The following is a 21,458-nucleotide window of genomic DNA, read 5'->3' as shown; positions in this document are numbered from 1 at the left end:
CTCACCTGCCGGATTTGCAGGGTGTCGGATGGGAACTATGTGGAAATGGGTCCATCTACTAGCAATAGTACTGGTGAACCAACAGAATTTTTCTGTTGGTTTTTTTTATATCCTTAGCTTGAGTTAGTAAAGGAGGATTTTCATGCGTTTAGTTATCGATGGCGATGGCTCGCCAGTTAAAGAAGAAATCATCCAAGTCGCCAAACAATTTAACCTACCTGTGTTGATCGTAACGAGTATCGCTCATTTTACGACCAAAGAATATCCAGATTTTGTCACGTTAGTCTACGTCGAAAAAGGACATGATCGTGCTGATTATGAGATCGTGAAATTAGTAAAAGCAAGTGATTGGGTGATCACTCAAGACTACGGTTTAGCTTCTTTATTGTTGCCAAAAGGGGTTCGCGTCTTCCATCAATCCGGTGTGGAATACCAAAAAGAGACGATCGATTTATTGTTGCTCAGACGTTTTGAACATGCGGAATTACGGAAACAAAAAAAACGCGTTAAAGGTCCTAAACCATTTACTCATGAGGATCGTAAGCATTTTTTACAAGTGCTGACGCAAGAACTTACCCAATATTTCAATAAAATGGACTAGAAAAACGTTAAAAGATTACGTGTCTTTACAAGTGTTTTATGCTAAAATAGAGGAGAAAAATTTCTGATAAGAGACCTTATAGGAGGAACAACTCTTGAAAATTACATTGTTATATGGAGGAAAAAGTGCTGAACATGATGTTTCGATTCTTTCCGCTTTTTCCGTTTTACAAGCAATTTATTATGATTACTATCAAGTTCAGTTAGTCTTTATCTCAAAAAGTGGCGAGTGGCTAAAAGGCCCTTTATTGACAGAACAGCCGGCTGATATCGAGCAATTGCATTTAACCGTTGGGAAAAACGCCACGTCTATTGCACCAGGTGAAATCAAAGAAACCGACACGATCGTGTTTCCATTATTACATGGTCCAAATGGTGAAGACGGAACAATCCAAGGCTTTTTAGAAGTATTGGATATGCCTTATATTGGAGCGGGAGTTGTGACGAGTGCCTGTGGGATGGACAAGATCATGACAAAATATATCTTACAAGCTGCGGGGATTCCACAAGTACCATATGTACCCGTTTTAGAACATCAATGGAAAGAAAATCCAAAGCAAGTGTTCGAACAATGTGAAGGATCATTACTCTACCCAATGTTTGTTAAACCAGCGAATATGGGATCAAGTGTAGGGATCTCGAAGGCAGAAAACCGTTTAGAGTTACAGACTGCTTTAGCTGAAGCCTACAAATATGATTCTCGTGTCGTGATCGAACAAGGAATTGAAGCGCGTGAGATCGAAGTTGCCGTATTGGGAAATGAAGACGTGCGTACGACAGCGGCTGGCGAAATCGTTAAAGATGTTGCATTTTATGATTACAACTCGAAGTATATCGACAATAAAATCGAAATGCAGATTCCAGCAGAAGTATCCGATGAAGTCCAACAACAAGTCCAAGAGTACGCGAAAAAAGCTTATATTATGTTAGGCGGTAGCGGACTTAGCCGTTGTGATTTCTTTTTAACAAATAAAAATGAATTGTTCTTAAATGAATTGAATACGATGCCAGGGTTTACGCAATTTAGTATGTATCCTTCTTTGTGGGAAGCGATGGGACTAAAATATGGCGATCTAATCGAAGAATTGATCCAATTAGGATTGAATCGCTACAAACAGCGTCAACATCATGCTACAGATTTTTCAAACTAAGTCACAAAGAGTCGGCTCGCATTTACGGTCGGCTCTTTTTTTAAGGAGAATTTACGATGAAATTATCAATAACCGAAGTTGCGGCTCTTTTTTCAGCTAATTATAGCGATCCAAGAATGATTACTGGAGTTGAGTTTGATAGCCGAAAAATCAAACCAGGAAATCTATTCGTACCGTTAGCAGGAACACGTGATGGTCATGAGTTTATCGAACAAGCGATTGAAAACGGAGCGATCGCTACTTTTTGGAGCCAAGAAACGTCTGCACCTTCTACGATTACAGCAATTGTAGTACCTGATGTTTTAGCAGCTTTTCAAACACTTGCAACGTACTATCGTGACAAAACGGCGCCCAAGGTCGTAGCGATCACTGGAAGTAATGGGAAAACAACGACAAAAGATATGACTGAATCTGTACTTTCGCAGCAATTTAAAACGTATAAGACACAAGGAAATTACAATAATGAGATCGGCTTACCGTACACCTTATTGCACATGCCTTCGACTACCGAAGTGGTAGTTCTTGAAATGGGGATGGATCACGCTGGTGACTTGACATTGCTATCCGCGATCGCAAAACCAGATATTACAGCAATCACAATGATCGGTGAAGCACATATCGAAAATTTAGGATCACGAGCAAATATCGCAGCGGGTAAAATGGAGATTACAGCAGCTTTAGCCAAAGATGGTGTGGTGATCGTTCCCGAAAATGAACCGCTGCTACAGCCATTGACTGCGAAATTAACCCAAAAGACGCAAACATTTGGGATTCAAACTGGTGATCTAGCGGCACAAATTTTAGAAGAAACACGCGACTACACTCGTTTTGTAGTCGATGGTCATCTTTATCAGATCCCAGTTATTGGTAGCTATAATGTAACGAATGCATTGATCGCAATTGCAATCGGACAGTTATTAGGCCTATCAGTTGAGCACATCCAACATGGTTTAGCTACATTTGAACTAACCAAACAACGCACGGAATGGTTAAAAGCATTCAATGGAGCAGATCTATTAAGCGATGTCTACAATGCCAATCCAACTGCGATGAGCTTAGTACTAGATAGTTTTGGCAAACTAGACGTTTCAGGTAAAAAAATTGCCGTGCTGGCAGATATGCTGGAATTAGGGCCTGACGAACTAGCGATGCATGCACAAATGATCGATCATTTAAACGGATATGATGAAGTTTATCTTTATGGAACGCGGATGCACGCATTAGCCGAACTGATTCCAGAGCGCTATCCTGAACTGATCCACCGATTATTTGAGCCAACTGAAAAAGAAGCATTGATGCAAGGATTAAAACAACAGTTAACACCAACAGATAGTGTGGTATTCAAAGGAAGTAACGGAATGGGATTAGCCGAAGTCGTTACTTTCTTACAAAATAATTAGTAAAAACAGACATTTCCTGAAATTTCCAAGAAATGTCTGTTTTTTTGTATACAATTTCGTAAAGACTCGTTATAATGCTAAAAATACCTAAAGGAGTGACTGCATGTTTACCTATGAATCAATTCAAACATTTCCAAAATCTGAATTGCACTGCCATTTAGATGGTTCGATTCGTCCAGAGACGTTACAACAAATTGCACGTGTACAGCATTTACCGATCGAAGAGGATCTTGCACTTGTAAGAGAGAAGATGCAAGCTTCGAAAACGTGTCAAAATTTAGAGGAATATTTGGTTTGTTTTGATTATGTGCTGCCGTATCTTCAAACAAAAGAAGCATTAAGGATGGCTGCTTTTGACGTTATGGAGCAAGCTGCTAACGATGGTGTCGTGTATTTAGAGATTCGTTTTGCGCCTAGTTTGTCGATGGAAAAAGGCTTGTCTGTATCAGAAACGTTACGTGCTGTAGCACAAGGCATCAAAGAGGCACAAGAACGATATGCGATCATAGGAAACATTCTAGTTTGTGGCATGCGCAATACTTTGCCCACTCAAGTAAACGAAATATTTACACAAGTCTTAGCACAGGGAGAGGAAAAAGTCGTTGGCTTTGATTTGGCTGGACCAGAAGTAGATGGCTTTGCGTTAGACTTTAAAGAAACGTTACAGTTAATCGATCATGAGAATGTCCAATTGACGCTACATGCTGGTGAGTGTGGTTGCACTAAAAACATCCATCAAGCCATCGAATCTGGTGCCAAGCGAATCGGTCATGGAATCAGTTTAGCTAAGAATCTCGATCGACTACCAGCAGAAGTGTGTATCGAAGGTTGTCCGACTAGCAATATTCAAACACAAGCAATCGAATCTTATGAACAATACCCAATTCGTCAATGGTTAGAACGTGAGATCGTATTTTGTTTAAATACCGATAATCGCACCGTTTCCAATACCACATTAACAAATGAATATTATCAAATCACAAAAACGCATCATCTAACTGAAGCTGAATTTCGTTTAATCAATCGTCAAGGAATCATTCATGCATTTACTAGTGAAGAAATCAAAGCAGAAATCTTACAAAAAATGGCGCAAAGCACGCTTGAAAGAATATGAAATCTTGAGTCTGTAAACTTGATGTAAATTTCATCCTGTGTTAGAATGAATGACGTGCCGAAAGACGAAGTTATCATTTAGAAACTTAAATTCCCACTAAGGGATCTTAATAGACAGGCAAATTTTGCCAGATATTCAATGCTAGGCGGAGACAATGGAATGTATACAGTTGTCTCGCCTTTTCTAATGCCTTCAAGAAGTGGTTTTTCGGTGAGAATCTACCATTGTAAGGGACGATGGTGGATATAGCTATGAACACTTCAACGAAAAGACAAGACCCTTTAAGAAGAGGGCGCCATAAGTCATTATGGTACAATAGGAGGATTCATTTGAAATTTAAAGAATTAGATTTATCACCAGAGCTTTTAGCATCTATCGAACGTGCAGGCTTTGAAGAAGCAACACCGATCCAATCAGAAACAATTCCATTGGCTTTAGCTGGTAAAGATGTTATCGGACAAGCGCAAACGGGTACTGGTAAAACAGCTGCTTTTGGTTTGCCAATGTTGGAAAAAATCGATACGACGAAACAACAATTACAAGGATTAGTCATTGCGCCAACTCGTGAATTAGCGATCCAAACGCAAGAAGAATTATACCGCTTAGGTAAAGACAAAAAAGTCCGTGTTCAAGCCGTTTATGGTGGAGCTGATATTAGTCGCCAAATCCGTCAATTAAAAGACCGTCCACATATCGTAGTCGGTACTCCAGGGCGTATGTTGGATCATATCAACCGTCACACTCTAAAATTAGCAACAGTTGAAACATTAGTATTAGATGAAGCAGATGAAATGCTAAATATGGGCTTCTTAGAAGACATCGAAGCAATCATCTCTAAAGTCCCTGAATCACGTCAAACATTATTATTCTCAGCAACAATGCCACCGGCGATCAAAAACATCGGTGTGAAATTCATGCATGAGCCAGATCACGTGAAAATCAAAGCCAAAGAAATGACTGCTGATTTGATCGATCAATTCTACGTACGTTCAAAAGATTTCGAAAAATTCGATATCATGACACGTTTACTAGACGTTCAATCACCAGAACTTACAATCGTATTTGGTCGTACAAAACGTCGTGTTGACGAATTAGCACGTGGTTTAGAAACACGTGGCTATAAAGCAGAAGGAATCCATGGTGATCTTTCTCAACAAAAACGTATGAGTGTATTACGTAATTTTAAAGCTGGAAATCTTGATATCTTAGTTGCGACAGACGTTGCCGCTCGTGGATTAGATATTTCTGGCGTCACTCACGTATACAACTACGATATCCCTCAAGATCCAGAAAGCTATGTTCACCGTATTGGTCGTACTGGCCGTGCTGGTAAAGGCGGAATGTCTGTAACGTTTGTAACTCCTAATGAAATGAGCTACTTACACGTGATCGAAAACTTAACGAAAAAACGTATGACACCTCTACGTCCACCAAGTGAAATCGAAGCGTTCAAAGGTCAATTAGGTGCTGCGATCGAGCAAGTAGAAGAAAAATTAGCAGAAAATGGTTTAGATCGTTACTTAGCTTCAGCTGAGGAATTATTACAAGATCATTCTGCACAAGATATTGCTGCGTTACTATTAAAAGTATTAGCGAAAGATCCTGCTGATCAAGAACCAGTTAAAATTACACCAGAACGTCCATTACCTCAAGGGAAGAAAAACTTTGGTGGTGGCAATCGCAATCGTGGTGGCGGTGGTAACCGTAACCGTAATGGCGGAAATCGTCGTCGTGATAACCGTGGCGGAAGCCGTGACGAACGTGGTGGCCGCGATAACCGCGACCGTAATCGTGATGGCGGTGGCAACCGTGATCGCAATCGTGGACCACGTGAAGATGGAGCAAAAAGAAGTCGTCGTTCTTCAGACAGCAAACGTAGCTTTGTGATCCGTTCAAATCAAGATTAATAAGTAAACGAGTAAGGCTGATGTCTTGCTCGTTTTTTTATCCAAAAAAGGAAAAAATATATCTGTTTTTCTCGAGATTTTTTGGTAGAATAAGACTAACTTTAGAAAAAGGACTTACATAAATGATTAAAGGAATCGGCATTGATGCAGTTGAGTTACCTCGAATTGCGCGAATTATTGAAGAAAAATCTTCATTTGCAAAACGAGTACTCACTAAAAATGAACATAAGTATTTTGACTCCCTTCCTAAGCATCGAAAAATCGAATTTTTAGGAGGGCGTTTTGCATGTAAAGAAGCATTCTCTAAAGCCTACGGGACTGGTATTGGTAAAGTAACCTTTCAAGATCTTGAGATTTTAGCTAGCTTAAAAGGGGCACCAGTGTTTACCAAAGCACCTTGGCCGCTAGAGATGGTGCATGTTAGCATTACGCATACAGATACCACCGCATTTGCACAAGTAGTATTAGAACATGAGTAAAAAAGAGAGAAAGAAGGGATGATTGTGGTCACATCGTATCATCGCCCTACTCAATTGATTATTGATTCTGAGGCAATTCGTCAAAATATGTACTATCTACATACTCATCGTCGACCAGAAGAAGAAGTGTTCGCTGTAGTCAAAGCCAATGGCTATGGTCATGGTGCTGTTCCAATAGCGAAAATTGCTCTAGAAGAAGGAGCAACGGGCTGCTGCGTGGCGACGATTGATGAAGCGATCGAACTACGTGAGGCCGGCATACAAGCACCTATTTTGATTTTAGGAATCGTCGACCCAGAGTATTTAGCACTGATTAGTCAGTATCGCTTTTCGATTCCGCTTGCCACATCACAATGGTTAATAGAAGCAAACAAAATGTATCAACAGACACCATGGGAAAATCCGATCGCACTTCATCTTGCGATCGATACAGGAATGGGTAGGATCGGCTTTACAAATCAAGCTGAAGTCTTACAAAGTTATGAAACAATCGATGAGTTAGCGGGCTTTTTTTGCGAAGGGATCTTCACTCATTTTTCCACAGCAGACGAAGCGGATCAGTCGTATACAAATGAACAAAATCAACGCTTCAAAGAGATCATCGCTAGTTTACCAAAGCGTCCACGCTACATTCATTCTGCAAATAGTGCGAGTGAATTATGGCAAGAAAGTGAAGGGAACTTGATTCGTTATGGCATCTCACTTTATGGTTTAAATCCTTCAGGCAATGCGTTAGATTCACCCTATCCACTGATACCAGCATTGAGTCTAGTGTCTGAATTGGTGCAAGTCAAACAAGTGCCAAAAGGAACAAAGATCGGCTACGGTGCAACCTATCAAACACTTGATACCGAATGGATCGGTACGATACCGATTGGTTATGCAGATGGATTTGTTCGTAAGCTACAAGGTTTTCATGTCTTGATTGATAATCACTATTGTGAGATCGTGGGTCGTGTGTGTATGGATCAAATCATGGTCCGTTTGCCGTATGAACTACCGGTGAAAGAGCCGGTAGTACTTGTAGGAACAATGGGTGAAAAAAGTATTGAATTAGTAGATTTAGCAACATATATAGGCACGATTCATTATGAAGTCGCCTGTCTATTTTCAGAACGATTACCAAGAATTTATAAACATTAGGGGGAAGTATATGATTAGGCGAGGAGATATCTACTTTGCAGATCTATCTCCGGTCGTTGGTTCAGAACAAGGCGGTGTACGACCGGTATTGATTGTTCAAAATAATTTAGGCAACCATTTTAGCCCAACGGTGATCGTTGTGGCCATTACCGCAAAAATTGCCAAACCGAAATTACCGACGCATATTCCAATTGCAGCGTCGAAGATGGGATTAGAAAGAAATTCAGTGATTTTAGCAGAACAGATTCGCACGCTCGATAAGTCACGCTTAAAAGACAAAATTTGCCGAGTCGATGAAGAAAAAATGATGGAAGTTGAACGCGCGATTAAGGTCAGTGTGGGGATTGATCTTAAAGTGTCTGAAAATGGTCTTTTATCTAAATGAGTACAATTGCATTCATACTTATACTTCTAACAGCTTTAGGTCTGCTTTATCAAATTATAAAAAAAATCCGTCACTTGAGACAACAGCAACAAATCGAATTTGAAGGCTATTGTTTGCTTGTAACTATCAAACGAGCAGACGAATACCAAACAAAGCCGACCGGTATTTTTCAACAAGGAGAACAAGAGTGGGAGTGGCAAATTCCATTTTCAATGCAGACTTTAAAGACGCCAGTCAGAGGATATGTCGTCGTTAACAAACAAAAAGTAGTGTCATTTGATCAATAAAGGAGATTTATAGATGTTGAAAATTGGATTTATTGGCGCTGGTAACATGGCCCAAGCAATGATCAAAGGGATGATCGATAGTCAACTATATCAAGCAAGTGAAATTTTAGTCTATAACCATCGCTATGCGCCAACTTTAGAAAAAGTTGTCGATACTTATCACGTTACACCGATTTTAGAAATGGAGCAGTTGATCAAACAAGTTGATTTAGTGATCTTAGCGGTGAAACCAAATATTTTGCGTCAGTTACTTGTAACGATCAAACCTTGGATTTCAAAACAGTTAATTTGTTCGATTGCTGCAGGTGTTACGATTGCTGAAATCGAGCAAGAATTAGGCAATCAAAAGATCATTCGAGTGATGCCAAATACACCGGCTATGGTCGGTGAGGGGATGAGTAGTGTATCTGTCACACCAAATGTTTCAGCTGACGAACAAGTAGCTGTATTAGAAGTAATGTCTAGCTTTGGACGTGCCGAAGTGGTACCAGAAAGCTTAATTGATGCAGTAGTTGGCGTAAGTGGTTCAGCACCTGCATATGTATATCTATTCATTGAAGCTTTAGCAGATGGAGCCGTGGCAGAAGGGATGAGCAGAAGTCAAGCTTATACGTTTGCCGCTCAAACTGTTTTAGGAGCAGCGAAAATGGTCGCTGAAACTGGAGAACATCCAGCTATGTTAAAAGACCAAGTCTGCTCACCAGGGGGGACCACGATTGCAGCTGTGCAATCGTTAGAAGAAAATGGCTTTAGAGCCGCAACAATTCAAGCAGTACGGATGGCCGCGAAGAAAAATCGAGAAGGCTAATGTAAAAGACGAGACAGTGATCGATTGCCTCGTCTTTTTTATAAACTAGACAAAATAGATACTTTGTCTAAAAAATACTTTCTGCAAATTTTCAATCGTGGAAAACTATGATGAAACGTGATAATTTAAACATCGAGACTAAAAAAGCAGGTGAATAAAGTGCAAAAAATAAAAAACGTATTTTACCTTTATCGACTAGATTGGCAACGTGTATTTAAAATACCGATTGCGGCATTTTTAATTGTAGCCTTAATGTTTTTACCTTCGCTTTACGCGTGGTTTAATATCGAAGCATTATGGGATCCATATGGGAACACTGGTGAATTACCGATTGCGATCTATAGCGACGATAAAGGAGCTACGATCAAAGATAAAAAAATCGATATCGGAAAAGAAGTATTGGAAGAATTACATAAAAATGATCAGTTGGGTTGGCAATTTGTGGATTCAAAAGAAGAAGTCACAGAAGGAGTCAAATCAGGAAAGTATTATGCAGGGATCTATTTACCGAAAAACTTTTCTGAAGACTTGATTAGTTTTACTAAAGGTGAAATCAAAAAACCGACGATCAACTATTACTTTAATGAAAAAATCAATGCGATCGCGCCGAAGATTACAGATAAAGGCGCGCAAAGTTTAAAAGAAGAAATCAGTAGTAATTTTATCAATACAGCTTCTTCAACTTTATTTAAGGCATTAAAAGAAGTGGGATATGATATCGAAACAAATCTTGTTTCGATCAATAAAATCAAAGACTTGATCTTAACCACAAATAGCAATATGTCTGAAATCGACGGTTATTTAGCAGAAGTCGTGAGCTTGCATCAAAAATTACCCGAACTAAAAACCAAATTAGATAAAGCCAACGAGCTTAAAGGGTACTTACCACAAGTTGATGAATTAGGCGAAAAAATCATTGAATTAAATGGTAAGATGCCAAGTATCAAAGAACAGGCATCTGTTATTTTGACCTTGCAACAAAAAATCCCTGAATTGCAAGCTGCAGGCAATCAGCTAGCAGAAATCAACAAGGATTTTGATTCAGTCGAACAAACAATGACGCAAGGAGTCAACGAAGCAAAAGAAGGATTACAAGTCATCGAGAAGGTCCAAAGTTTGTGGCCACAAATCGAACAACTTGGTCAGCAAGCTAGTGGTACAGCAACATCGGTTGAAGATTTTGCCAAACAACTGCAGACAGCATTGCCTTCGATCCAAGCTTCAGTGGAGACGACGCTAAGCTCTGTGAATCAACTAGCTAGCGATACACAAAAAGTAACAGCAAAAATTCAGGAATTACTGGATAAAAATGAACTGACTGCAGAAGAAAGAACCGCTTTACAAGCACTAGTGAACGATTTACAAAAACGGTTTGAAACGCAAGCTACTTTACTAGGTACGATTGCTGACTTTTTAGAATCATTGCAACAAACAACGAATACTACTGCATTTACACAAACGATTGAACAATTACGTAATGCCCAAACATTGGCGAATGGTATGGCACAACGTTTGAGTCAGATCGATGTGACGTCAGATGCAGGAATCAATCAGCTCAAAGCGATTTTGGGAACGATCAATACGACTGCGCAATCGATCCAACAAACGATCGCTCAAGTGCAACAGTTGAATATCGGAGATAAAGTCGGAACGATTTTAACAGAATTGATTGCAACATTAGATAATGCTCAATCCTTGATGGGAGAGATCAATTATACTCAGCTAAAACAATTGCTTGATGCAACACAAGGAACGGTTACCCAAGCGATTGGGATCTTAGAAAAATATCAAGCACAGCTTCCTGCGATCCGCCAAGAATTGACAGATGCAAATGAAATGTTGAATGGTCATATAGATCAAATCATCTCAGCAATCAATAAGGGTGCGGATCTGTATCAAAACGAATTGCCAATCGTAGCAGATAAACTACAACTAGCTAGTGAGTTTATGCAAAATGATTGGCCAGGAGTCAAAACAGATATCACGAACACTTTAGACACGGTAAATGCAAAATTCCCAGATGTCGAGAATGCATTAAATCTGGCGAATACATTGATTCAAGACGATTGGCCATCGATCAAAAAAGGGATCGCGAAGGCCGCTGAAGCAATCAATAAAGGAGAAGAAACACTTGATCTAGGTCAAGTGATCAAATTGATGAAACAAGATGTTCAAAAAGAAAGTGAGTTCTTTACGAATCCAGTCGACCTGAAGACAACCACGATGTATCCGATCGCAAATAATGGATCAGCAAGTACACCATTTTATACTGCACTGTGTTTATGGGTTGGAGCGTTACTCTTCTCAAGTATCGCAACGACGGATTTCCATTTAAGCAAAAAAGAACACCAACGCTTTACAAGACGTGAAACATTCTTAGCACGGATGTTGACCTTCTTGACGATGTCGATCTTCCAAACGCTGATTGTGACACTTGGAAATATCTTTTTACTAGGAGTCGATGTCAAAGCACCTGTACTTAGTGTGTTCTTTGCTTTATTGATCGGTTTGACCTTTATGATGATCATTTATGTACTGGTCGCATTACTTGGTAACTTTGGTAAAGGAGTTGGGATCATTATCTTAGTCCTTTCCATTTCTGGTGGTGGAGGAAATTATCCGATCCAAGTATCTGGAAAATTCTTCCAAATGATCAATCCTTTATTGCCATTTACGTATGCCGTAAACTTACTACGTGAGTCTGCTGGTGGTGTGTATTGGCCGAATGCACGGATCGATATCATCGTACTAGTACTGATTGCATTAGGATTTTTTACAATCGGACTTTACGCAGCACCGAAGATGGTTCATATCCAAAAGAAAACGAGTGCTATGATCAAGAAAAGCCATATTTTCCATTAAGAAAAAGAGAGTGTGACAAAATTTTGTCACACTCTCTTTTCGCTAAACAGGCTAGTGTAAAGTTTACCTAAAAAATGATAGAATAGATAAGCAAACTAAGTAGAGAGAGTGAAGTAGAATGTTAACAACTGAAGATTTTGATTTTGATTTACCAGAAGAATTGATCGCCCAAACACCATTAGAAGATCGTGCGAGTTCACGTTTACTTGTGTTAAATACGAAAACCAAAGAAATGGAAGACAAACATTTCCATGATATCATCGATGAATTAAATCCTGGCGATGCACTAGTTATGAATAATACCCGTGTTCTTCCTGCACGTTTATATGGCGAAAAAACGGAAACTGGTGGTCACCTAGAGATTTTATTATTGAAAAATACCCAAGGCGATAGTTGGGAAACCTTGATCAAACCAGCGAAACGCGCTAAAGTTGGCACGAAAATTACCTTTGGGGATGGTCGTTTGACCGCTGTTGTGGAAGAAGAATTAGAACATGGTGGGCGTATCATTCGCTTTAGTTATGATGGGATCTTCTTAGAGATTTTAGAATCACTAGGTGAAATGCCATTACCCCCTTATATCAAAGAACGTTTAGAAGATCCAGATCGCTATCAAACCGTGTACGCAAAAGAAAATGGTTCAGCTGCGGCACCAACAGCTGGCTTGCATTTTACAGAAGAGCTATTAGAAAAAATTCAAGCTAAAGGTGTGAAATTGGTTTATTTGACGTTACACGTTGGACTAGGAACGTTTCGACCAGTTAGTGTGGATAACATCGAAGAGCATGATATGCACAGCGAATTTTATCGTTTAACCAAAGAAGCAGCGGATCAGTTAAATGAAGTGCGTGACAGCGGTGGAAAAATCGTAGCAGTTGGGACGACTTCGATCCGTACATTAGAAACGATCGGGTCAAAATTTGATGGACGCTTGCAAGAAGACAGTAGTTGGACGAGCATTTTCATCAAACCAGGTTATCAGTGGAAAGTGGTCGATGCCTTTTCGACGAATTTCCATTTACCAAAATCGACTTTAGTCATGTTAGTTAGTGCCTTTGCTAGCCGTGAGTTTACACTAGAAGCATATCAACATGCCATCGACGAACGTTACCGTTTCTTTAGTTTTGGTGACGCAATGTTCGTAAAATAAATACTAAAAAGCACAATCTGACGCCAGATTGTGCTTTTTTTACATTTTTTTAAGTTTGTATAAAAGAACACAGACTTCTTACTTTTCGTTACCCTATTTCTTGAAAGTATTTGACGAAGCATGCTATAGTAAAAGTAGAACGACTATAAGGAGGAATGGAATGGAAGAATATAAAAAAACAATTGATGTAGTCGAGAAAGAAACCAATGTGGATCTTTCGCAAGGATTAACTAGTCAAGAAGCAGCCAAACGGTTGAAAGAAAATGGACGGAACCAGTTTGAACAACCACCTGGTCAAACGATACTTTCAAAGATTTTGCATAGCTTATCTGATTTTACAACGATTATTTTACTTGTCGCAGCAGCAATCTCTTTTTATACTGCGTTCTCAACAGAACATGGTGATCTATTTGAGGGATTATTGATTATCGCGATCGTCGTGATCAATTCGGTTCTAGCGATTGTACAAGAAGGCAATGCAGAAAAAGCACTGGCAGCACTTGAAGATATGAACAAACAAATTACCTCAGTACTGCGCGATGGCCAAGTGATCGAGATCGACGCTGAAGAAGTCGTAGTCGGTGATATTTTGATTTTAGAAAATGGTTCAATGATTGCAGCTGATGCTCGGCTAACGCAAACTTCCCAATTACGTGTTGAAGAGTCTGCGTTAACCGGGGAGAGCGAACCCGTAATGAAAGATGCTGACTTCCAAACAACAGAGGAAGAAAGCTTGGGTGACCAGCTGAATATGGTCTTTAAGGGCTGTACAGTAGTCAACGGCCGTGGCCGTGCGATCGTTACGGCAATTGGAATGCAGTCTGAAATGGGGAAAGTTGCCACCTTATTGAATAGTACTAGTCAAACCATTACGCCACTGCAACGTCGTTTGAATCAACTGGGCAAACGGATCAGCCTGATTGCTTTAGGTGCAGCAGCTATCGTCTTTTTAGTGGGCTATCTACAAGGTGAGCCAGTACTAGAACTATTTATGACAGCAGTATCTCTAGCTGTGGCAGCTGTTCCGGAAACGTTGATGGTTATCGTCACATTAGCATTAGCTTTTGGTGTTCAAAAAATGGCGAAGAAACATGCGATCATCAGACGATTACCTGCTGTAGAGACATTAGGATCGGCAAGTGTCATTTGTTCAGATAAAACTGGAACATTGACACAAAATAAAATGACTGTTCGTCGTATTTGGCGTCATGGTGATGAAGTTGTCGATGCAGAAGATGCAATGACAGAAGAAGCGATCGAAGTCTTAAAAATTGCTTCATTATGTACCGACGTCATTATCGAAAAAGGGGAAGAAAAAACTTATAAAGGGAACCCTACGGAGATCGCGATCGTTCGCTCATTAGAAGAAAGCTACCATACCAAAGATGAGCTAGATGAAACCTATGTCCGGATCGGTGAATTACCGTTTGATTCTGAACGCAAGATGATGACGACCGTTCATAGACATGGTAAAAAATACATTTCCGTTACCAAAGGAGCTTTTGACGTCTTGATGCCACGTTTTCGTTATGGTGACGTCGAACAGGCAACAGTTGTCAATGATCGTTTTGGGAAAAAAGCGCTACGTGTGATTGCTGTAGGATTTAGGACTTTTGATGAAGAACCAAAAGAGATGACTTCTGAATATTTAGAAAAAGATCTACAACTCTTAGGTTTGATCGGCATGATCGATCCGCCAAGACCTGAAAGTAAAGGTGCGATTGCTAGAGCGAAACGAGCTGGTATCAAAACAGTAATGATCACCGGTGACCACATAGTGACCGCTAGTGCGATCGCTAAAGAGTTAGGAATCTTAACCAAACCACAAGAAGCGATTTCAGGTGCTCAATTACGTGAAATGACGGATCAACAGTTAGATAATCGAGTGAAAAACTTATCAGTATATGCTCGTGTAACTCCAGAAGATAAGATTCGAATCGTTCAAGCATGGCAACGTACCGGTGCAACCGTTGCGATGACAGGTGATGGCGTGAATGATGCTCCTGCTTTAAAAGCCAGCGATGTTGGTTGTGCGATGGGCATTACGGGAACTGATGTAGCCAAAGGTGCTGCGGATATGGTCTTAACTGATGATAATTTTGCGACGATTGTAGATGCAATCGCGCAAGGTCGAACAGTTTACCAAAACATTCGTAAAGCGGTAAACTTCTTATTAAGTTGTAATATCTCAGAGATCTTTATCGTATTACTTGCAATGTTATTTGGTTGGGGTGCGCCATTTACAGCAGTTCAATTATTGTTTGTAAACGTCGTTGCCGATGGATTACCTGGATTTGCATTAGGAAAAGAACCTGCTGAAAAAGGGATCATGAACGAGGCACCAATTCCACCAAATGAAAGTATCTTTGCCCGTGGATTGTTCCAAAAAATTGGAATCAATGCAATGGTCTTTACTATCGTGACACTATTTGGTTATTACCTTGGAACGTTTGTTGATTTTATTAGTCCTTGGGTTGATGCCAGCCATGAGGTAGGACAAACTGTTGCTTTCTTGATTTTAGCGTATTCTTCGATCTTACATGTCTTCAATGTACGCAGTGAACGTTCAATCTTTAATGTACGTTTATCGTCGAATAAATCATTATTTGAAATGGCGATTTTAGCGATCGTGATTACGACAGTCATCGCGTTAGTTCCATTTACACAATCGCTGTTTAGTTTAGTTCGAATCAGTTTCAATCATTGGTTGCTAGCGATCTTCTTATCATTTGTTCCAATTTTCGTGAATGAATTGATCAAATTCCATCGCTTGCCTGATGAAGAAGAAACCGAAGAAGCTTAAGTCAAAAGGGGTGTGACAGAAGTCTGTCACACCCCTAAAAACTAGATAAATGGTGTTCTATAAGTGATTTCTTTAAAAAAAGGCCGAATCATTTCCGAAATAGGTGAAACTACTCTCGGAATGATTCGGCTTTTTTCTTTGGACTGCTCACTTTTGTTATATTTAGGCTAATTCTTTTGGTAAAGCATCATAAAAGGCTGCTTTCGTTGCGGCGATGTAAGGATTCAACCACAGATAACCGATTCCTAAAGTCATGATCGCTAAGATATGCCAGCCGATGAAACTAATTTCTAAAACAAAGAGTTGACCTTTATGGCCATTCATTAATTTGCGACTTGCTGTAATACAATCTAAATAACCTAAACGTTCTCCAGTATGTTCATACGTATCATAGAAAATATTGTATGCTTGATAGTATGAATAACGTTTAACAATACCTGGAATGAGAAACAGTAAAGACCATAAAGCGATAAAAATCGTTTGAATCAAATAAACCACGAAGATTACTAAAGCATAAGGTGATGTAAACGTACGAAAGGCATCTTTAAAAGGAACAATTTTTTCACGCTTATGACGTAACATGTCTAGTAATGTCCATGTAACAGCTAGTGAGAAGAAAGTACCGACCAAACCGCTAACAAACTGACCACCTGAACTAGTTCCATTGTTGCTTTGTGCAGTGATCGAAGCGCCGTCTCCTGTAAAATGATAAATCAACATAAATGAGGGCAGTAAAATAAGGTAGAATACAGCTAATAATAAAAGTGTAGGCACCAAATTTAGCAATACAGCATCTTTCCAATTTCCTTTTAGCATTGCTTTAGCTTCGGTTTTTAATTCCCGATTTTTTTTCATAATCAATCCTCCCAAAAAATTTTGCAAATGCATTTGTGAATGATTCATTATATCACAAATAAGAAAGAGTAAACACGCTTGCAAATTAACTAAACTGCACTTATGATGGAAAGTGCAGTTTAATTTAAATCAGAAAGTAGGGAAATGAATGTCGCAACCAGCCATTCGTTATCGTTTAATAAAAAAAGAAAAACACACTGGAGCCCGCTTAGGTGAGATCATTACACCACACGGTACATTCCCAACTCCAATGTTCATGCCCGTAGGAACACTTGCCACTGTAAAAACGATCGCTCCAGAAGAATTAAAGCAAATGGGTGCAGGGATCATTTTGAGCAATACGTATCATTTATGGTTACGACCAGGAGAAGATTTGGTCGAAGAAGCAGGTGGCTTACATAAATTTATGAACTGGGATCAACCGATTTTAACGGATTCAGGTGGTTTCCAAGTATTCTCATTAGCTGATATGCGGAATATCGAAGAAGAAGGCGTTCATTTTAAAAATCATTTAAATGGCTCGCCACTATTTTTATCACCTGAAAAAGCTATCAATATCCAGAATAAATTAGGTTCTGATATTATGATGAGTTTTGATGAATGTCCACCATTTGATGAAAGTTATGACTATGTCAAAAAATCAGTTGAACGAACTTCTCGTTGGGCTGAACGTGGATTAAAAGCACACGCGAATCCAGATCGTCAAGGATTGTTTGGAATCATCCAAGGAGCTGGTTTTGAAGATCTACGTCGCCAAAGTGCAAAAGACTTGATCAGTATGGATTTTCCTGGATATTCGATTGGCGGATTATCTGTTGGAGAACCAAAATCTGAAATGAACCGTGTTTTAGACTTTACGACGCCATTGATCCCAGATCATAAACCACGTTACTTGATGGGCGTTGGAACGCCAGACTCGTTGATCGATGGTGTGATGCGTGGAATCGACATGTTTGACTGTGTTTTACCGACTCGTATTGCACGTAACGGCACTTGTATGACATCTCAAGGTCGATTAGTCGTTAAAAATGCCCAATATGCTCGTGATTTTAGACCATTAGATGAAAAATGTGATTGCTACACATGTAAAAACTATACACGCGCGTACATCCGTCATTTGATCAAATGTGATGAAACATTTGGTATCCGTTTGACGTCTTACCATAACTTGCACTTCTTATTGAATGTGATGAAACAAGTGCGTCAAGCCATTATGGATGATAATTTATTGGAATTTCGTCAAGCCTTTTTTGAAGAGTACGGATTTAATAAAGAAAACGCTAAAAACTTCTAAAATGTCTAGAGAACTTATGTTGTTTTGTGCTACAGTAGAGAAAAGAATATGGAGAGGTGTCTAGATGGTACAATTAATCATTATGTTAGTTTTCTTTGGAGGAATGATGTTATTCTTCCAACGTTCACAAAAGAAACAACAACAAAAGCGTCAAGAAACATTGGATTCAATGCAACCAGGAAGTGCAATCGTTACAATTGGGGGCTTACACGGAGTCATTTCTGAAGTCAATAAAGAAAAAAATACAGTATTGATTGACTGTGAAGGAATCGTATTAGAATTCGATCGTACAGCGATCCGCACTGTAACACCACCAACGACACCAACAAGTGTGATCGTAGAAGAAACACCAGAAACTTTAGCTGAAACTGAAGTGGATGAAGTGATCGAAGAAGAAAAAACTGAAAAATAAAGAGAAAAAGAGCTAGTTTTTAGCTCTTTTTTCTTTTTTTTGCTTTTTAGTGAAAAAAATCACAAAAAAGTATTTACAAAAGAAAAGAAGTAAGGTATATTATTCTTGTGAATAAGTTAACAAGTTGGAGATAAATAGGAGGAACCTATCAATGGCAAAAAAAGAAGAAGTTAAAACAGTTGATGTTGCAACAATGATCGATGAATTGGCGGCTCGTGGAAACGAAGCAATGCGCAAAATGTCTGATTTTACTCAAGAACAAGTCGACCATATTGTACATGAAATGGCAATGGCAGCTTTAGATAATCACATGATGTTAGCGAAAATGGCAGTTGAAGAAACTGGTCGTGGAATTTACGAAGATAAAGCAATCAAAAATATGTATGCTTCTGAATATATTTGGCATTCAATCAAAGATGATAAAACGGTAGGGATCATCAGTGAAGATAAACAAAAAGGATTGATCGAGATCGCAGAACCAGTGGGCGTTGTTTGTGGAGTAACACCAACAACAAATCCAACGTCAACAACGATCTTTAAAGCAATGATCGCCTTAAAAACACGTAATCCGATCGTATTTGCTTTCCATCCAAGTGCACAAAAATGTTCAGCTGAAGCTGCACGTATCGTGCGCGATGCAGCGATTGCTGCAGGAGCACCAGAACACTGTGTACAATGGATCGAACAACCATCGATCGAAGCAACACAAGGATTGATGAACCACCCTGGTATTGCAATCGTATTGGCAACTGGTGGAGCAGCAATGGTGAAATCAGCTTATTCAACTGGAAAACCTGCTTTAGGTGTAGGACCAGGTAATGTACCATCATATATCGAAAAAACAGCGAAAATTAAACGCGCCGTAAACGATTTGATCGTATCAAAAACATTTGATAACGGTATGATTTGCGCTTCTGAACAAGCCGTTATTGTCGACAAAGAAATTTACGATGAAGTAAAAGCGGAATTCCAAGCACATCAAGTCTACTTCGTGAAACCTGAAGAATTAGAAAAATTAGAAAATACAGTAATGAATGAAGGCAAATATGCTGTAAATCCAGCAATCGTTGGGCATTCAGCAATTTCAATCGCGAAAGATGCAGGAATCGATGTTCCAGCTGGAACGAAAATGTTGATTGCTGAAATCGATGACGTTGGACCACAACATCCATTATCTCGTGAAAAATTATCTCCAGTATTGGCAATGATCAAATCAAACAGTACGGAACATGGAATCGAATTAAGTGAAGCAATGTTGAATCTAGGTGGACTAGGACATACTGCTGTTATCCATTCTGAAGATGAAGATGTACAAATCAAATTTGCTTTACGTATGAAAGCTTGCCGAATCTTAGTGAACACGCCATCTGCAGAAGGTGGTATCGGAGATATTTACAATGAAATGTTACCATCATTGACATTAGGTTGTGGATCTTACGGACGTAACTCAGTTTCTCGTAACGTATCTGCAGTAAACTTGATCAACGTGAAAACTTTGGCGAAACGGAGAAATAATATGCAATGGTTCAAATTACCTTCAAAAATCTATTTTGAAAAGAACTCATTAATGTATTTAGCAAATATGGAAAACGTTGAACGTGTGATGATCGTTTGTGACCCAGGTATGGTGCAATTCGGTTATGTTGATACTGTGCGTGACGTGTTGATGCGCCGTAAAAATAATGTTCAAATCGAAGTCTTCTCAAATGTTGAACCAAACCCATCAACCAATACAGTGTACGCTGGAACTGAAATGATGCTAGATTTCAAACCAGATACAGTCATCGCGCTTGGTGGTGGATCTGCAATGGATGCAGCTAAAGGAATGTGGATGTTCTACGAGCACCCAGAAACTTCATTCTTTGGTGCGAAACAAAAATTCTTAGATATTCGTAAACGTGCTTACAAAATCAAAAAACCAGAACAAACACAATTTGTATGTATCCCAACAACTTCAGGTACAGGTTCTGAAGTCACACCATTTGCGGTAATTACAGATAGCGAAACACATGTGAAATATCCATTAGCAGACTATGCGTTGACACCAGACGTGGCGATCGTGGATTCACAATTTGTATTATCAGTACCTGCTTCTGTAACAGCTGATACAGGTATGGACGTATTGACACATGCGATCGAATCTTATGTTTCTGTAATGGCATCTGATTATACTCGTGGATTGAGTTTACAAGCGATCCAATTAGTCTTTGAAAACTTAGAAAAATCAGTGAAAACAGCTGATCCAGATGCGCGCGAAAAAATGCATAATGCATCAACGATGGCTGGGATGGCGTTTGCTAATGCTTTCTTAGGTATTTGTCACTCAGTAGCGCATAAAATTGGTGGAGAATATGGTATTCCTCATGGACGTACCAATGCGATCTTATTACCACATATTATTCGTTACAATGCCAAAGATCCACAAAAACATGCGATGTTCCCTAAATATGATTACTTCCGTGCCGATACAGATTACGCACAAATCGCTCGTTTCTTAGGTCTTAAAGGCAATACAACGGAAGAATTAGTTGCTGCGTTAGCTCAAGCAGTACATGATCTAGGTGCAAAAGTTGGAATCGATATGAGCTTGAAAGCACAAGGTGTTACTCAAGAAGTACTTGATTCAACCGTAGACCGTATGGCAGAACTTGCTTACGAAGATCAATGTACAACAGCTAATCCAAAAGAACCATTAATCTCTGAATTAAAACAAATTATCCTAGATGCCTACAAAGGATAATTTCTCCTTATGAAGTGTGCTGAGTGAATTCAGCACACTTTTTTTTATGGTAAACTAAGTAAGAAAGG

General features: G+C 39.4%; 17 protein-coding genes. 16 read left to right on the top strand and 1 reads right to left on the bottom strand.

Going from position 1 to position 21,458, the window contains the following annotated elements; all coding sequences use genetic code 11:
• Window positions 1-142 precede the first annotated feature (142 nt).
• From ACWOEC_RS06740 to ACWOEC_RS06680, 13 genes are all read left to right on the top strand, one after another.
• Window positions 143-601: a YaiI/YqxD family protein gene (locus ACWOEC_RS06740; RefSeq protein ID WP_455306849.1), complete on the top strand. Its 459-nt coding sequence runs from the start codon at window positions 143-145 to the stop codon at window positions 599-601.
• 94 nt (window positions 602-695) lie between these two features.
• Window positions 696-1,751 carry a D-alanine--D-alanine ligase gene (locus ACWOEC_RS06735; RefSeq protein ID WP_455306847.1) on the top strand — a complete coding sequence of 352 codons (1,056 nt, stop codon included), beginning with the start codon at window positions 696-698 and terminating at the stop codon, window positions 1,749-1,751.
• A gap of 56 nt (window positions 1,752-1,807) precedes the next feature.
• The gene (locus ACWOEC_RS06730) at window positions 1,808-3,151 is read left to right on the top strand and encodes a UDP-N-acetylmuramoyl-tripeptide--D-alanyl-D-alanine ligase (RefSeq protein ID WP_455306845.1); all 1,344 of its coding nucleotides are present in this window, start codon (window positions 1,808-1,810) and stop codon (window positions 3,149-3,151) included.
• Window positions 3,152-3,254: 103 nt separating this feature from the next.
• Entirely contained in the window at window positions 3,255-4,265 is a 1,011-nt protein-coding gene (gene add / locus ACWOEC_RS06725; RefSeq protein WP_455306843.1) for an adenosine deaminase, read from the top strand.
• 329 nt (window positions 4,266-4,594) lie between these two features.
• Window positions 4,595-6,172, top strand: coding sequence for a degradosome RNA helicase CshA (gene cshA, locus ACWOEC_RS06720; RefSeq protein ID WP_455306841.1), 1,578 nt, complete (start codon window positions 4,595-4,597; stop codon window positions 6,170-6,172).
• 122 nt (window positions 6,173-6,294) lie between these two features.
• Entirely contained in the window at window positions 6,295-6,651 is a 357-nt protein-coding gene (acpS, locus tag ACWOEC_RS06715; protein WP_455306839.1) for a holo-ACP synthase, read from the top strand.
• Between the two features lie 24 nt (window positions 6,652-6,675).
• Window positions 6,676-7,794, top strand: coding sequence for an alanine racemase (gene alr, locus ACWOEC_RS06710; protein WP_455306898.1), 1,119 nt, complete (start codon window positions 6,676-6,678; stop codon window positions 7,792-7,794).
• A 10-nt stretch (window positions 7,795-7,804) separates the two neighbouring features.
• Window positions 7,805-8,179, top strand: a complete 375-nt coding sequence (locus ACWOEC_RS06705; RefSeq protein WP_297075674.1) for a type II toxin-antitoxin system PemK/MazF family toxin — start codon at window positions 7,805-7,807, stop codon at window positions 8,177-8,179.
• Window positions 8,180-8,253: 74 nt separating this feature from the next.
• Complete coding sequence (locus ACWOEC_RS06700) at window positions 8,254-8,466, top strand: hypothetical protein (RefSeq protein ID WP_455306837.1); 213 nt, start codon at window positions 8,254-8,256, stop codon at window positions 8,464-8,466.
• Between the two features lie 13 nt (window positions 8,467-8,479).
• The gene (gene proC, locus ACWOEC_RS06695; RefSeq protein WP_455306835.1) at window positions 8,480-9,274 is read left to right on the top strand and encodes a pyrroline-5-carboxylate reductase; all 795 of its coding nucleotides are present in this window, start codon (window positions 8,480-8,482) and stop codon (window positions 9,272-9,274) included.
• A 159-nt stretch (window positions 9,275-9,433) separates the two neighbouring features.
• Window positions 9,434-12,136 (top strand): YhgE/Pip family protein, encoded by a 2,703-nt coding sequence (locus ACWOEC_RS06690; RefSeq protein ID WP_455306896.1) that lies wholly within the window; start codon window positions 9,434-9,436, stop codon window positions 12,134-12,136.
• 118 nt (window positions 12,137-12,254) lie between these two features.
• Window positions 12,255-13,286, top strand: coding sequence for a tRNA preQ1(34) S-adenosylmethionine ribosyltransferase-isomerase QueA (queA, locus tag ACWOEC_RS06685; protein WP_455306833.1), 1,032 nt, complete (start codon window positions 12,255-12,257; stop codon window positions 13,284-13,286).
• A gap of 160 nt (window positions 13,287-13,446) precedes the next feature.
• Window positions 13,447-16,089 (top strand): calcium-translocating P-type ATPase, PMCA-type, encoded by a 2,643-nt coding sequence (locus ACWOEC_RS06680; protein WP_455306831.1) that lies wholly within the window; start codon window positions 13,447-13,449, stop codon window positions 16,087-16,089.
• Between the two features lie 162 nt (window positions 16,090-16,251).
• Here ACWOEC_RS06680 and ACWOEC_RS06675 read toward each other — a convergent pair whose 3' ends face one another.
• Window positions 16,252-16,944 carry a DUF975 family protein gene (locus ACWOEC_RS06675; protein WP_455306829.1) on the bottom strand — a complete coding sequence of 231 codons (693 nt, stop codon included), beginning with the start codon at window positions 16,942-16,944 and terminating at the stop codon, window positions 16,252-16,254.
• Window positions 16,945-17,092: 148 nt separating this feature from the next.
• On the opposite strand from ACWOEC_RS06675, the gene tgt reads away from it, so the two are divergent.
• The 3 genes from tgt to adhE all read left to right on the top strand — a co-directional run bounded on the left by tgt (window position 17,093) and on the right by adhE (window position 21,390).
• On the top strand, window positions 17,093-18,238 hold the full coding sequence (tgt, locus tag ACWOEC_RS06670; protein WP_297075688.1) for a tRNA guanosine(34) transglycosylase Tgt: 1,146 nt from the start codon (window positions 17,093-17,095) through the stop codon (window positions 18,236-18,238).
• 64 nt (window positions 18,239-18,302) lie between these two features.
• Window positions 18,303-18,650 (top strand): preprotein translocase subunit YajC, encoded by a 348-nt coding sequence (gene yajC / locus ACWOEC_RS06665; RefSeq protein ID WP_297075691.1) that lies wholly within the window; start codon window positions 18,303-18,305, stop codon window positions 18,648-18,650.
• 151 nt (window positions 18,651-18,801) lie between these two features.
• Window positions 18,802-21,390: a bifunctional acetaldehyde-CoA/alcohol dehydrogenase gene (gene adhE / locus ACWOEC_RS06660; protein ID WP_455306826.1), complete on the top strand. Its 2,589-nt coding sequence runs from the start codon at window positions 18,802-18,804 to the stop codon at window positions 21,388-21,390.
• Window positions 21,391-21,458 lie beyond the last annotated feature (68 nt).

This window comes from Enterococcus bulliens (assembly GCF_053761865.1).
This window is presented reverse-complemented; position numbering and strand designations above follow the sequence as displayed.